At 51.3% G+C, this 13,538-nt stretch carries 13 protein-coding genes and 1 pseudogene; 6 read left to right on the top strand and 8 right to left on the bottom strand.

Features of this window, described 5'->3' with window-relative positions:
• On the top strand, positions 1 to 759 hold the full coding sequence (chbG, locus tag HV352_RS12880; protein WP_019076632.1) for a chitin disaccharide deacetylase: 759 nt from the start codon (positions 1 to 3) through the stop codon (positions 757 to 759).
• A gap of 36 nt (positions 760 to 795) precedes the next feature.
• On the opposite strand, the gene katE is transcribed toward chbG, so the two are convergent.
• Positions 796 to 3,054: a catalase HPII gene (gene katE, locus HV352_RS12875; protein ID WP_181634804.1), complete on the bottom strand. Its 2,259-nt coding sequence runs from the start codon at positions 3,052 to 3,054 to the stop codon at positions 796 to 798.
• Between the two features lie 212 nt (positions 3,055 to 3,266).
• On the opposite strand from katE, the gene cedA reads away from it, so the two are divergent.
• Positions 3,267 to 3,509 carry a cell division activator CedA gene (gene cedA / locus HV352_RS12870; protein WP_029139771.1) on the top strand — a complete coding sequence of 81 codons (243 nt, stop codon included), beginning with the start codon at positions 3,267 to 3,269 and terminating at the stop codon, positions 3,507 to 3,509.
• 66 nt (positions 3,510 to 3,575) lie between these two features.
• Here the strand turns inward: cedA and tcyP are convergent, their stop codons facing one another.
• From tcyP to hxpB, 4 genes and pseudogenes are all read right to left on the bottom strand, one after another.
• Positions 3,576 to 4,967 (bottom strand): cystine/sulfocysteine:cation symporter, encoded by a 1,392-nt coding sequence (gene tcyP / locus HV352_RS12865; RefSeq protein WP_019078417.1) that lies wholly within the window; start codon positions 4,965 to 4,967, stop codon positions 3,576 to 3,578.
• A 135-nt stretch (positions 4,968 to 5,102) separates the two neighbouring features.
• Positions 5,103 to 5,702, bottom strand: coding sequence for a metal-dependent hydrolase (locus HV352_RS12860; RefSeq protein WP_087050648.1), 600 nt, complete (start codon positions 5,700 to 5,702; stop codon positions 5,103 to 5,105).
• An 83-nt stretch (positions 5,703 to 5,785) separates the two neighbouring features.
• A pseudogene (locus HV352_RS12855) lies at positions 5,786 to 5,914 on the bottom strand (2-deoxy-D-gluconate 3-dehydrogenase); the annotation flags it as partial.
• Positions 5,915 to 5,937: 23 nt separating this feature from the next.
• The gene (gene hxpB, locus HV352_RS12850) at positions 5,938 to 6,606 is read right to left on the bottom strand and encodes a hexitol phosphatase HxpB (RefSeq protein ID WP_181634803.1); all 669 of its coding nucleotides are present in this window, start codon (positions 6,604 to 6,606) and stop codon (positions 5,938 to 5,940) included.
• Between the two features lie 168 nt (positions 6,607 to 6,774).
• Between hxpB and HV352_RS12845 the strand changes: the two genes are divergently transcribed.
• Positions 6,775 to 7,311, top strand: coding sequence for a YniB family protein (locus HV352_RS12845; protein WP_181634802.1), 537 nt, complete (start codon positions 6,775 to 6,777; stop codon positions 7,309 to 7,311).
• A 64-nt stretch (positions 7,312 to 7,375) separates the two neighbouring features.
• Here HV352_RS12845 and HV352_RS12840 read toward each other — a convergent pair whose 3' ends face one another.
• Both HV352_RS12840 and pfkB read right to left on the bottom strand, forming a co-directional pair.
• On the bottom strand, positions 7,376 to 8,236 hold the full coding sequence (locus tag HV352_RS12840) for a fructosamine kinase family protein (RefSeq protein ID WP_016152861.1): 861 nt from the start codon (positions 8,234 to 8,236) through the stop codon (positions 7,376 to 7,378).
• Between the two features lie 269 nt (positions 8,237 to 8,505).
• Positions 8,506 to 9,435, bottom strand: coding sequence for a 6-phosphofructokinase II (gene pfkB, locus HV352_RS12835; RefSeq protein ID WP_181634801.1), 930 nt, complete (start codon positions 9,433 to 9,435; stop codon positions 8,506 to 8,508).
• Between the two features lie 287 nt (positions 9,436 to 9,722).
• Between pfkB and HV352_RS12830 the strand changes: the two genes are divergently transcribed.
• Positions 9,723 to 10,481, top strand: coding sequence for a YdiY family protein (locus HV352_RS12830; protein WP_016152863.1), 759 nt, complete (start codon positions 9,723 to 9,725; stop codon positions 10,479 to 10,481).
• 167 nt (positions 10,482 to 10,648) lie between these two features.
• Here HV352_RS12830 and yniD read toward each other — a convergent pair whose 3' ends face one another.
• Complete coding sequence (gene yniD, locus HV352_RS12825) at positions 10,649 to 10,756, bottom strand: small membrane protein YniD (protein WP_003030590.1); 108 nt, start codon at positions 10,754 to 10,756, stop codon at positions 10,649 to 10,651.
• Between the two features lie 304 nt (positions 10,757 to 11,060).
• Between yniD and thrS the strand changes: the two genes are divergently transcribed.
• Together thrS and infC are read left to right on the top strand one after the other, a co-directional pair.
• Positions 11,061 to 12,989, top strand: coding sequence for a threonine--tRNA ligase (gene thrS, locus HV352_RS12820; RefSeq protein WP_016152864.1), 1,929 nt, complete (start codon positions 11,061 to 11,063; stop codon positions 12,987 to 12,989).
• Between the two features lie 3 nt (positions 12,990 to 12,992).
• Complete coding sequence (infC, locus tag HV352_RS12815; RefSeq protein ID WP_048997935.1) at positions 12,993 to 13,535, top strand: translation initiation factor IF-3; 543 nt, start codon at positions 12,993 to 12,995, stop codon at positions 13,533 to 13,535.
• The last annotated feature ends 3 nt before the right edge of the window (positions 13,536 to 13,538 follow it).

Here is a 13,538-nt window from a genome sequence, read left to right as displayed (position 1 = left end):
ATGGAACGCGTACTGATTGTAAATGCGGATGATTTTGGCCTGAGTAAAGGACAAAACTACGGCATTGTTGAAGCCTGTCGCAATGGCGTGGTCACCTCGACAACCGCACTGGTTAATGGCGCAGCCATTGACCATGCGGTACAGCTGAGTCGCGACATTCCTGAACTTGCCGTTGGGATGCATTTTGTTCTGACGCTGGGCAGGCCGTTGACGGCAATGCCAGGCCTTACTCGTGACGGGTTACTGGGAAAATGGATCTGGCAGATGGCTGAAGAAGACACCTTGCCGTTGGATGAAATTTCTCAGGAACTGGCCGCGCAGTATCAGCGTTTTATTGACCTGTTCGGGCGGGAGCCAACGCATCTGGATAGCCATCACCATGTGCATATGTTCCCGCAGATTTTCCCGATCGTGGCCGGGTTTGCTGCCCAACGGGGGATTGCGTTACGGATCGATCGTCAGACGGTATTCCAGGCGTCTGACTTTCCGCAGACGTTACGGACTTCCCAGGGATTCAGCAGCGAGTTTTATGGCGAAGCGATTTCTGAAGCCCTGTTTTTGCAAACGCTTGACGCGTCAGCAGACCGGGGAGAGTCCTCGCTGGAAGTGATGTGTCATCCGGCCTTTATCGATGACATTATTCGTCAAAGTGCCTACTGTTACCCCCGCTTAACTGAGCTCGACGTGCTGACGTCTCCGTCACTGAAATATGCTATTGCGGAGCGCGGTTATCGTCTTGGCAGTTTTCTGAACGTGTAACTCCTGAGTTTGCGGCGCATAATGCGCCGCATTTTTTTAGGCAGGTATCGTGTCGATTTTTCCGGCGCGTGACCAGACGCGGTGCGCAGTCATTAGCGTCAGCAGGGTATCCATAAACTGTGCGTCTGCACTGTCTGCCTCCACCACGCCTTCTTCTCCTTCATTTTTGATATTCAACGTTGCTTTAAACTGACGCGCATCGCCAGCCAGTGCGATAGGTTTTAAGTGCTTATACGCTTCGAGTAAGTAATATCGGGCATCACCGTTCATAGCGATATCTGCGATATTGCCACACGGAACGATAACCGCATCGACGGTCAGCGATGGTGAACCCGCAAAGGTACCGGCGATTGTCAGGACGGAACCATCATCGGCAACCACATTACCCATTCGGGAATAGAGCAGTTTGGCGTGAACGCCTTTGGCCTGTAAGGCTTGCATGATGGCAAGCAGGTCGCCCGATTTCACCTGGTCATTAAGTAGAATGGCGACCACGCGGCCCTTAATCTCACCTTGCGCACCCGCATATAAACTGAGTGACGGCGCACTTTTCAAACCATTCACGTTAGCCGGTGGGGCGATTTTGGCCTGTTCCTCGGTTAGCTCAAAACCGAGATTATCGGCAACCGCCTCGGCGAGGGCTGTATCAATATGGGCTAACTGTTCGACCACTCTTTCCCGAATATAGGGGCGCGTAACTTTGCTGAGTTCGAAGCTGAATCCGCCGATAATATGCTGCTGTTCAATTGGCGTCTGACTTAGCCAGAACAGGCGAGGGTGCGCATAGTATTCGCCAAAAGAGGGGCTACGTTCGCGGATTTTGTTTCCTTCAATCCGTTCCTGATACGATTCAAATCCACCGCGTTTTGGCCCCGGCGGCGTTTCACGCGGCCAGTTATCATTGATGGAATTTGGTTCATAGTTGGCAGGGTTGGTATCGATGTCCATACGATGCATGCCGTCACGCTGGAAATTATGGTACGGGCAGGTCGGGCGATTAATCGGGATTTCATGGAAGTTGGGCCCGCCCAGGCGGCTGATTTGGGTATCGGTATACGAAAACAAGCGGCCTTGCAGCAAGGGATCGTTGGTAAAATCGATACCAGGGACGATGTGTCCGGGATGAAAAGCGACTTGTTCATTTTCGGCGAAGAAATTATCCGGATTACGATTCAGCACCATTTTACCGACGCGTTGCACCGGAACCAGCTCTTCTGGGATCAGCTTGGTCGGGTCGAGCAGGTCAAAATCGAACTTGAATTCGTCTTCTTCAGGAATGAGCTGCAGCCCCAGTTCGTATTCCGGATAATCGCCTGCTTCAATAGCTTCCCACAGATCGCGGCGATGAAAATCGGGATCACGACCGGTAAGTTTTTGCGCTTCATCCCATACCAGCGAAGCTTTGCCCGCCAGCGGTTTCCAGTGAAAACGGACAAAGGTGGCTTTCCCTTGCGCATTTATCAACCGGAACGTGTGAATGCCAAAGCCTTCCATCGTGCGATAGCTGCGTGGAATACCCCGGTCGGACATCGCCCATATAACGTTGTGCAACGTTTCTGGCTGTAACGAGACATAATCCCAAAAGGTATCGTGGGCGCTTTGACCCTGTGGGATAGCCCAATGCGGCTCCGGTTTTACCGCATGAACGAAATCCGGGAATTTATGGGCATCCTGAATGAAGAAGACTGGCGTGTTGTTTCCCACCAGATCGAAAATGCCCTCCTCAGTATAAAATTTGGTCGCAAATCCTCGAATATCTCTGACCGTATCCGCTGAGCCTGCGCCGCCCTGAACCGTAGAGAAACGGACAAAAACCGGGGTGATTTTATTTTCATCACTCAGAAAGTCCGCTTTCGTCGTCGCGCTGAGACTGGCATAGGGCTGAAAGTAACCATGAGCGGCCGAACCTCGAGCATGTACGATCCGCTCCGGGATGCGTTCGTGATCAAAATGGGTGATTTTTTCCCGCAGGATAAAGTCTTCCAGCAGAGTTGGCCCACGGTTTCCTGTGCGCAGAGAGTTTTGATCGTCCGCGATGCGCACTCCCTGATTGGTTGTCAGAGCAAAATCTTCGCTGCCTTTGCGAAAACTTTCCAGCGCGTTGAGTTTGTCACTTTTGGTGTCAGGCGCTTTTAAGCTGCCGGACGTAGTGGGCTGCATGCCAGGTGGTGTGGGTTCAGGTGTTGGCCGATGTGAACCGTCTGCTGGCGCCAGTGAGTCAAGTCCTGGCTGGGATTCGCTGGCATCATGAACCGGCGCTGAGTGATGGAGTGGGTGCTTATCATTCTGTGACATTAAACTCGTCTCCTGTTTTCATCGCTTAAAGGTCGTTGTTGCCGTCAAAAGCTTTAACTATAGACCACTTGCTCAGTGGTGCAGGAACTGACCGAGGGCGTAAAGCGCGATGAACCAGGCAAACAGCGCACGCAAGGCAGGACGTCAGGAGGCAAAATCGGCTAAGATAGCCGTTTTCTGATTTTTAGAATTAGTCTTTAGTGAAGCAACTGATTATGAAACCTCTTCGCCAACAAAATCGTCCGGTAATTAGCTATGTTCCTCGCGTGGAGCCAGCCCCACCAGAGCATGCAGTTAAAATGGATGCGTTTCGTGACGTATGGATACTGCGCGGAAAATATGTCGCTTTTGTCTTAATAGGGGAGGCGTTTCAGCGTTCGCCTGCATTTACGGTCCCGGAATCAGCGCAACGCTGGGCTAATCAGGTTCGCCAGGAAAATGAACTGAGCGATTAATGGATATAAAAAAACCGCCGGAGCATGACACTCCGGCGGTTTTTTTTGTTTTTCAGTCTAACAGACTTAGCGATGCGCCAGTTCGGCGTTATCGTCGCTGTCCAGAATTGTTTTATCGGTCTGTTTCAGCCATTGGCTGGTCAGCGTACCGGCTGTCATAGAACCGCTCACGTTCAGCGCGGTACGACCCATATCGATCAGCGGCTCAACGGAAATCAGCAGCGCAACCAGCGTGACCGGCAGACCCATAGCTGGCAGGACGATCAGCGCGGCAAACGTTGCACCGCCACCCACACCCGCAACCCCTGCGGAACTGACGGTTACGATACCAACCAGCGTGGCAATCCACATCGGGTCCAGCGGGTTGATCCCGACGGTCGGGGCGACCATTACTGCCAGCATTGCCGGGTACAGCCCTGCACAACCGTTCTGGCCAATGGTGGCGCCAAAGGAGGCGGCAAAAGAGGCGATGGATTCAGGCACGCCCAGACGACGGGTTTGCGCTTCAACGTTCAGAGGAATTGAGGCTGCGCTGGAACGGCTGGTGAAGGCGAAAGTCAGCACCGGCCACACCTTGCGGAAGTATTTCAGCGGGCTAACGCCGTTAACACCCAACAGGATCCCGTGTACCACAAACATAATGCCCAGACCGAGATAAGAGGCCACGACGAAGCTACCCAGCTTGATGATGTCCTGCAGGTTGGAGCCCGCAACCACTTTGGTCATCAGCGCCAGAACACCGTACGGCGTCAACTGCATCACCAAACGAACCAGCTTCATCACCCAGCTTTGCAGGGTATCGATAGCGACCAGCACACGCTCGCCTTTCGGCGCATCATCTTTCAGCAGCTTCAGTGCGGCAACACCGAGGAATGCCGCGAAGATAACCACGCTGATAATTGACGTCGGGTTAGCTCCGGTCAGATCGGCAAACGGGTTTTTCGGTATAAACGACAACACCAGCTGTGGAACGCTGAGGTCAGCTACTTTGCCAACATAGTTGGTTTCAATCGCGTTCAGACGAGCGGTTTCGGCCCCACCTTGCACCAGACCTTCTGCGGTCAGGCCGAACAGGTTGGTCACCAGAACCCCTACCAGCGCGGCAATCAGCGTAGTAAACAGCAGCGTACCGATGGTCAGAAAGCTGATTTTACCTAACTGAGAGGCGTTGTGCAGACGCGCAACGGCGCTGAGAATAGACGCAAACACCAGCGGCATGACAATCATCTGCAGCAGTTGGACGTAACCGTTGCCGACAATGTTGAACCACTGTACTGAATCTTTAAGAACCTGGCTGTCGGAACCATAAATGGTGTGCAGGGCGAGGCCAAACACCACACCCATGACCAGACCGACCAGTACTTTTTTTGCCAGACTCCACTGCTTGTGACGGGCTTGCGCCAGCACGAACAGCAGCACTACGAACACGATAATGTTCGCGATTAATGGATAGTTCATCCCCGTTCTCCTGATCTTATTATGCGTATCACCGTGTGACGGTGATTCTGTTGGCGCAAGATTAGCAGAACTGTGACTTGCCTCTTATATTCAAATGGAATTGTTTATGCCAAAAATAACTTTATGGCTGATTTATTAGTCAACCTGGTGCGTTATAAAACGATTAAACTGCATTTGCAGCGTATTTATCATCTGTGATGACCAGCGCACCGCACTGTTCTCTTGTACGGTCTGCGGCATCCAGATTGCCCACGCGAACAGCGCCATGCACAGAAACCGCTCCAGTTGGTTGCCTTTTTGCGGCACGAGGATAGGCAGACGAAAACGCCAGCGGCAGGGCCAAAGCAGGGGGACGCCCGCCGGGGTCAACATGTCGGCCAGAATGTGGCTGAGATAACCGAGAACCATACCTTGTAAGGCATCCGCTGGAATTATCCAGGTATCAGGGACTTTCAGGTAAAACGTGGCCAGCAGGGCAAAAACCGCCAGCAGGCTATGTGTAAATCCGCGATGACCAAATGCCCGGGCAATGGGCTTTGATATCCACTTCAGACGCTGCCCCAGCAGGGATTTGGGATGATCGATATCCGGCAGCAAGCACGTTAAAATGGCTGAAGGAACAATATGCCACCAGTCACCCTGCGCAAGAACGGGCGTTAGCTCGGCATTCTTGGCAAATACCGCACAGGCAATAGAAAAAAGAAGGTGACCTTCCGCCGTCATGATAAAACCCAATAAACTGTCGATTCATACAGTATAGGGGTTTTATACAGTAGGCGGAAGAGGTGACGTTGTAACCCTTTGTCACAAGTGCGCCTTTACCGCGCCAGCCAACTGCCATCCACGGCTAGCGTATAACCATGTATATAGTCCGAGGCAGCACTTGCGAGGAACACGACCGGGCCTTTCAGGTCATCAGGCGTGCCCAGCGTCCGGCAGGCGGGCAATGCGATCATTGCCCGTCGCAGGATTAGCCGCGCAGGTTAGCGGCAGTGAGTTCGGTGAGCGAGGCCAGTTTGACGTCGGCCAGAACGAAGCGAGGATCGTCCTGATTTTCATGCGCAGGTACTACGATGGAACGCATACGGGCGGCTTTCGAAGCAATCATGCCGTTCACCGAGTCTTCCAGTGCTACGCAGTTTATAGGGTCAATGCCCAGTTTCGCCGCGCAATCGAGATAAACCTGCGGGTGCGGTTTGCTGTAGGGCAGTTTTTCCGCAGAAGCCAGTGCGTCGAAGCTGCTGCGCAGATCAAACATGGTTAGCACTTTTTCCAGCATATGCAGCGGCGAGGCGGATGCCAGTCCTACTTTCAACCCCTGAGATTTACACAATGCCACGGCCTCACGCACGCCCGGCAGCAGTGGTTTTGTTTCTTCAACTAACGCAATTGCGCGGGTAATGATGCGCTCGGTTACTTCCTGACGTGAGGGACCGTTCCACGGTTGCTGCGCAAACCACAAATCAACCACCATGTCGATGCGTAAGCCAAGTGTATCGGGAAGTTCATGGCGGCGGGATATATCAACGCCTAAACTTGCTATCACATCCAGTTCGGCCTGATCCCAAAGCGGTTCAGAATCGACCAGTAATCCATCCATATCGAAAATTGCAGCAAGAATTTGACGCGGGGTTGACATCACAACCTCTCCTTTACGGGTGATAAAAGGGATTAAGAGCCAGCCAGGACGGGCTCTGAGCGTTCATTATGGCTAATTCAGCAGTATACCGCCTTTAAAGATCAGGCGAAAACGATAATCAACGGGTAAACTTAGGCCAAAATGACACGTCTTAATCAAGGGGAACTCATGACGTATCAACAAGCTGGACGCATTGCCATCTTGAAAAGGCTGGTGGGATGGGTGATTTTCATTCCCGCGCTGATTTCAACCCTGGTTTCAGTACTGAAGTTTATGTATGCGCACAGCGAAAAGCAGGAAGGGATTAACGCGGTCATGCTCGATTTTGCTCACGTGATGATCGATATGATGCGCGTGAACACACCTTTTCTTAACGTGTTTTGGTATAACTCGCCGACGCCCGATTTTCAAAGTGGACTGAATCTCGTTTTTTGGCTGATTTTCATTCTGATTTTTATCGGTCTGGCGTTGCAGGATTCAGGCGCCAGAATGAGCCGTCAGGCGCGTTATTTACGCGAGGGCGTTGAGGATCAGTTGATTCTGGAACAGGCAAAGGGCAGTGAAGGGTCATCACGCGAGCAACTTGAGTCGCGTATTGTGGTACCGCACCATACGATCTTTTTACAAATTTTTCCGCTCTATATTTTGCCGGTGATCGTTATCGTGATTGGCTACTTCTTCTTTTCATTACTGGGTTTTTTGTAACTGCTGCACTATCAGGCCTGACGCGTTGTGAAACGCCAGGCCAGATAAGCAACGTGCGACTTTGCTAAGCCGCCAGTAACCTGTCCAGCGCTTTCTGCGCCACGACCAGATGCTGTCCCCCGAACAGAATAGCCCTGTTCAGCAGCGTATAGAGCTGGTAGACAGGCTGTCTGTCGAGAAAATCCAATGGTAGCGGAGAAACAGACTGATAACCGTCATAGAGTTGCGGCGGCTGATCGGTATGTAACGGCAGCATTGCCAGGTCACACTCTCTGTCCCCCCAGTAGCAGGCAGGGTCAAAGATGTACGGGCCGTTCGGGCCGAGAGCGCAGTTCCCGGACCACAAATCACCATGCAGAAGAGACGGCTGCGGCTGATGAGAAGAGAGACGCTGCTGAACATGCTCGACGATGGCGTCGATATTGCCAAACGCAATGCCTTTTTCAGCGGCGAGTTCCAACTGCCAGCCAATACGCTGCTCGGCAAAAAAGGTTGACCAGCGACGTTGCCAGGTGTTGGGCTGCGGCGTGGTAGAGAGCGCATTATCGAAGTCGAGCCCAAACTGCGGCTGATCGCTCCATTCATGCAAATGCGCCAACTGTTGGCCGAGGATAAACGCGTTGTGCGCATCAAGCGGACGGGGAGGGAGGAAATCCATCACCAGAAAGCTGTAATCTCTGTCTGCGCCTACCGCCCAGACTTTCGGTACAGATACGGTTTGACTGCGAGAAAGTAGCTCCAGCTGATCGGCTTCCGCCGTAAAGCCGGTTAACAGCTCTCTTTCATCGCATTTAACGAAAAAATCGCGCCCCGCATAGCGTAAATGCCATGCGGCGTGGATCTCTCCGCCGGGCAGTTCGTTACGCAGTTCGATTTCGCCTTCACCTAATTGCTCGCTTAAAAGACGACTGATAGCCTGCCACATGATGTCTCTCCCCATGTTGTCTGCCAGATCATAAGGTTAGCGCAAGAATGCGGTTAAAAAACACGAACTGACGCACACCACGGACGCGTCATCGCTGGAAAGGCACTTAATGTGTGTCGTTCTTCTTCACCTCGCATCGTTGTGAAGACGCCTGGTCGCACATGATTCACTGCTTTGTAATCATGTGATTTTTTATCATAGACGTATAACACCCATGCCGACAGTTTTACGGGGAAATCCCCTTGTATCTAGACAAGGGGAAGCCGTCATTACTGAGCCAGATACGCGTATATTTTTTGCGTATCGTCTAAAGCGCACAGACGCGTACCGTGATTCAGGGTGGCGGCGCTACCTGCGGCGACACCGTAACGAACAATATCTGCAAAAGGTGCGCTCTCCGCCAGTTTAAGCGTCATGGCCCCGACCATACTGTCGCCCGCACCTACGGTACTTTGACTCTTCACCGGTGGCGGAACCACCTGGACACAGGTTTCACGATCAACGCCAAGCGCTCCTTGTGGTCCAAGCGAGACCACTACGCGATGCGCTTTTCCGCTTTGCACGATTTCCTGCGCGGCGTTGCGCACATCATCGGGCTGCGTGAGTTCGCGATTCACCAGCGCGCTCAGTTCTTTGAGGTTGGGTTTGACCAGTTCGATATTGCCGATGGTTAATGCTGCTGCCAGCGCTTCGCCAGAACTATCGACGATACAGCGAATCCCTTGTTTTTGTGCTGTGGTAATGAGCCGGGTCAGCTTCTCAAGCTGTACGCCAGGCGGCAAACTGCCGCTAATAACCAGCAGTGCGCCAGACTCAATTTCCAGCACCTGATCCTGAAGTTGGTAGAACTCATCATCGGTGAGCGCAGCGCCTGGCATGACGAAACGATACTGTTCGCCGCTGGACTCAACGTGGACATGGAGATTTTGTCGGGTCCAGTCTTTAGCTTCGACGGTGGATACGGGAACATTTTCGTCGGCGAGCAAAGTAACAAGATGCTCTCCGGTGGCGCCACCCGCAGGGAAGATGGCCGTAGCGGTGCCGCCAAGATGGGCAATTGCGCGAGCGACGTTGATGCCGCCGCCGCCGGGTTCAAAAACCGGCGAGGTACAGCGAAGCTTACCTTCCGGGTAGATTTGCGGCGTGATTGTTGCGCTATCGAGAGAGGGCGCAAGTGTTAACGTATAGATACGTACCATCTTTACCTCCTGTTAGGCTGTCCTCAGTCTGGCACTTAACCCCCCGAAAGTGAAGTAATTAACAACATGATTTTTCATATCTTTATTTAAAATAATCGCGTTAAAGATATATAAATAAAAAAACGGTTTAGGAACGCTCTTATTCAAAAAATGAAATAAGAATTTATTGCTATGTTATTCGAGTCTTTTTATAATTTGTTACCTTTCAAGGGTCTTTTGTCATTGATCCATATGAAAGTTTCCGAGACCGTTATGGTCTCTTTTTTTGTTGTACGGACTCTTAATAAATGAAGCTTTTGAAGACAGTGCCCGCAGCGTTACTGCTGACGGGTGGCCTGCTTGCGTCAATGCAGGCTGCCGCCGATGATTCCGTTTTTACTGTCATGGATGACCCTTCCAGCGCGAAAAAACCCTTTGAAGGTAACCTGAACGCGGGATATCTCGCCCAGTCAGGCAACACAAAAAGTTCTTCTTTAACTGCAGACACCACCATGACCTGGTACGGTCAAACTACGGCGTGGTCTTTGTGGGGAAATGCCAGCAATACCTCCTCAAATGATGAGCGTTCATCGGAGAAATATGCCGTAGGTGGTCGTAGTCGTTACAACATGACCGACTATGATTATCTCTTTGGGCAGGCAAGCTGGCTGACCGACCGTTACAACGGCTATCGCGAGCGTGACGTGCTGACCGCAGGTTATGGTCGTCAGTTCCTCAACGGACCGGTGCACAGCTTCCGTTTTGAATTCGGTCCAGGTGTGCGCTATGACGAGCACACGGATGGCACCACCGAAACACAGCCGCTGGGCTATGCGTCCGGGGCCTATGCGTGGCAGATGACGGATAATACTAAGTTTACGCAAGGTGTGTCGGTATTTGGTGCTGACGATACAACGCTCAATTCTGAAACGGCCTTGAACGTTGCTATCAACGAACACTTTGGGTTAAAGGTGGCTTACAACGTTACCTGGAACTCTGAACCACCGGCAACAGCGCCGGAGCATACCGATCGTCGTACTACTGTGTCACTCGGCTATCGTATGTAATGACAAGCCGGGTCAAATAATTGGCCCGGCTTTTCTCAATTAACGTTAAATTTATTTAATATTAAATCTGTGTTTTATTTTTAATACTTATCAATAACGCGCTATTTTCAGACGAATTCGATTTAATTGATAAATACAACGGAACCGGAACTGCGTGTACCAGTATTTTAACCCCAGATCATCGCAGCCCAACGTAGCATCAGCATTGCCGCACAAATAACGAGCAGTATCACAACCATCTTCCAGTGTTTCTTCGCAAAGCGATTTGTTGGCATTGTCCTTTTCCTGCTCAGGTTAGATAACTTTATACAAGTGTAACAAAAACGTCAGGGTGTCAGTGAATTGATTTACATCATAGAGTACGCGTTGATTGTTGCTTTGATCGGCTCGTAATGCCGTGTACACTGTCAAACGGTGTTATCAAAAAGCGGGTGTAGGTCCAGTGTAGCCATTAAGGCGACCAGTGACATATTTCGCAGAGTGAAGCGGGAATCAGCCCACACCTTTTTGATGATTTTAAATATTGAATCTTTGTATGTGATCTTACGTGTGGGTCACCACTGCAAATAAGGATATAACATGCCTGTTATTACTCTTCCTGATGGCAGCCAACGCCATTACGACCACGCTGTAAGCCCCATGGATGTTGCGCTGGACATCGGTCCAGGTCTGGCGAAAGCCACTATTGCTGGCCGTGTTGACGGTGAGCTGGTAGATGCTTCCGATCTGATTGAGCACGATGCGAAGCTCTCCATCATCACCGCGAAGGATGAAGAAGGTCTGGAGATCATTCGTCACTCCTGTGCGCACCTGTTAGGGCACGCGATCAAACAACTCTGGCCGCACACCAAAATGGCGATCGGACCGGTTGTTGATAACGGTTTTTACTACGATATCGATCTTGACCGTACGCTAACCCAGGAAGATGTCGACGCGCTCGAGAAGCGGATGCACGAGCTCGCTGAGAAAAACTACGATGTCATTAAGAAGAAAGTCAGCTGGTACGAAGCGCGTGAAACCTTCGTGAAGCGTGGCGAGACCTATAAAGTCTCCATTCTTGATGAAAACATTGCCCATGATGACAAGCCTGGCTTGTACCATCATGAAGAATATGTCGATATGTGCCGTGGCCCGCACGTGCCGAACATGCGTTTCTGTCATCACTTCAAACTGATGAAGACCGCTGGGGCATACTGGCGTGGCGACAGCAATAACAAGATGCTGCAGCGTATTTATGGTACTGCATGGGCCGATAAAAAAGCCCTGAGTGCCTACCTGCAACGTCTGGAAGAAGCGGCCAAACGCGACCACCGTAAAATCGGTAAGCAGCTTGACCTGTATCATATGCAGGAAGAAGCGCCGGGTATGGTGTTCTGGCACAATGATGGCTGGACAATCTTCCGTGAACTGGAAGTCTTTGTTCGCTCAAAACTGAAAGAATACCAGTATCAGGAAGTTAAAGGTCCGTTCATGATGGACCGCGTGCTGTGGGAAAAAACAGGTCACTGGGATAACTACAAAGATGCGATGTTCACGACCTCCTCTGAGAACCGTGAATACTGCATTAAGCCCATGAACTGCCCGGGCCACGTGCAGATCTTCAATCAGGGTCTGAAATCCTATCGTGATCTGCCGTTGCGTATGGCTGAGTTTGGTAGCTGCCACCGTAATGAGCCGTCAGGCGCGCTGCATGGCCTGATGCGCGTTCGTGGCTTCACTCAGGATGATGCACATATCTTCTGTACAGAAGAGCAGATCCGTGATGAAGTTAACGCTTGCATTCGTATGGTCTACGATATGTATAGCACCTTTGGCTTCGAGAAAATCGTCGTCAAACTGTCCACTCGCCCCGAAAAACGTATCGGTAGCGATGAAATGTGGGACCGTGCTGAAGCTGACCTGGCCGTTGCGCTGGAAGAAAACAACATCCCGTTTGAGTACCAACTGGGTGAGGGCGCATTCTACGGTCCGAAAATTGAATTTACCCTGTATGACTGCCTCGATCGTGCATGGCAGTGCGGTACTGTACAGCTGGACTTCTCTCTGCCGTCCCGTTTAAGCGCCTCTTATGTTGGCGAAAACAACGAGCGTCAGGTGCCGGTTATGATTCACCGCGCAATTCTTGGGTCGATGGAACGTTTCATCGGTATCCTGACCGAAGAGTTCGCTGGCTTCTTCCCGACCTGGCTTGCGCCAGTTCAGGTTGTCGTCATGAACATCACCGATTCACAGTCTGAATACGTCAACGAATTAACGCAGAAACTACAAAATGCGGGTATTCGTGTAAAAGCAGACTTGAGAAATGAGAAGATTGGCTTTAAAATCCGCGAGCACACTTTACGTCGTGTCCCTTACATGTTGGTCTGTGGCGACAAAGAGGTAGAAGCAGGCAAAGTTGCCGTGCGCACCCGTCGTGGCAAAGACTTGGGCAGCCTGGACGTAAATGAAGTGATTGAGAAGCTGCAACAAGAGATTCGCAGCCGCAGTCTTCAACAACTGGAGGAATAAGGTATTAAAGGCGGAAAACGAGTTCAAACGGCACGTCCGAATCGTATCAATGGCGAGATTCGCGCCCTGGAAGTTCGCTTAACAGGTCTGGAAGGCGAAGCTTTGGGTATTGTGAGTCTGAGAGAAGCGATCGAAAAAGCTGAAGAAGCTGGAGTAGATTTAGTTGAAATCAGCCCTAACGCCGAACCGCCAGTTTGTCGTATTATGGACTACGGCAAGTTCCTTTATGAAAAGAGTAAGTCTTCTAAGGAACAGAAGAAAAAGCAAAAAGTTATCCAGGTTAAGGAAATTAAATTCCGTCCTGGCACCGACGATGGCGATTACCAGGTAAAACTCCGCAGCCTGGTACGCTTTCTGGAAGATGGCGATAAGGCTAAGATCACGCTGCGTTTTCGCGGTCGTGAGATGGCCCACCAACAGATCGGTATGGAAGTGCTCAACCGCGTCCGTGACGATCTGAGTGAACTGGCAGTAGTCGAATCCTTCCCTACGAAGATCGAAGGCCGCCAGATGATCATGGTGCTCGCTCCTAAGAAGAAACAGTAAGGC

The organism is Citrobacter sp. RHBSTW-01044 (assembly GCF_013781945.1).
Lineage (GTDB): Bacteria > Pseudomonadota > Gammaproteobacteria > Enterobacterales > Enterobacteriaceae > Citrobacter > Citrobacter braakii.
Note: the sequence above shows the minus strand (reverse complement) of the source record. Positions and strands in the feature narration are given on the sequence as shown.

What these genes read in the sequence shown, in the direction of transcription:
- hxpB (WP_181634803.1), bottom strand. Translation starts at nt 6,606, where the DNA reads ATGTCAACCCCGCGTCAAATTCTTGCTGCAATTTTCGATATGGATGGA.
- HV352_RS12840 (WP_016152861.1), bottom strand. Translation starts at nt 8,236, where the DNA reads ATGTGGCAGGCTATCAGTCGTCTTTTAAGCGAGCAATTAGGTGAAGGC.
- HV352_RS12845 (WP_181634802.1), top strand. Translation starts at nt 6,775, where the DNA reads ATGACGTATCAACAAGCTGGACGCATTGCCATCTTGAAAAGGCTGGTG.
- tcyP (WP_019078417.1), bottom strand. Translation starts at nt 4,967, where the DNA reads ATGAACTATCCATTAATCGCGAACATTATCGTGTTCGTAGTGCTGCTG.
- yniD (WP_003030590.1), bottom strand. Translation starts at nt 10,756, where the DNA reads ATGCCAACAAATCGCTTTGCGAAGAAACACTGGAAGATGGTTGTGATA.
- thrS (WP_016152864.1), top strand. Translation starts at nt 11,061, where the DNA reads ATGCCTGTTATTACTCTTCCTGATGGCAGCCAACGCCATTACGACCAC.
- pfkB (WP_181634801.1), bottom strand. Translation starts at nt 9,435, where the DNA reads ATGGTACGTATCTATACGTTAACACTTGCGCCCTCTCTCGATAGCGCA.
- chbG (WP_019076632.1), top strand. Translation starts at nt 1, where the DNA reads ATGGAACGCGTACTGATTGTAAATGCGGATGATTTTGGCCTGAGTAAA.
- katE (WP_181634804.1), bottom strand. Translation starts at nt 3,054, where the DNA reads ATGTCACAGAATGATAAGCACCCACTCCATCACTCAGCGCCGGTTCAT.
- HV352_RS12830 (WP_016152863.1), top strand. Translation starts at nt 9,723, where the DNA reads ATGAAGCTTTTGAAGACAGTGCCCGCAGCGTTACTGCTGACGGGTGGC.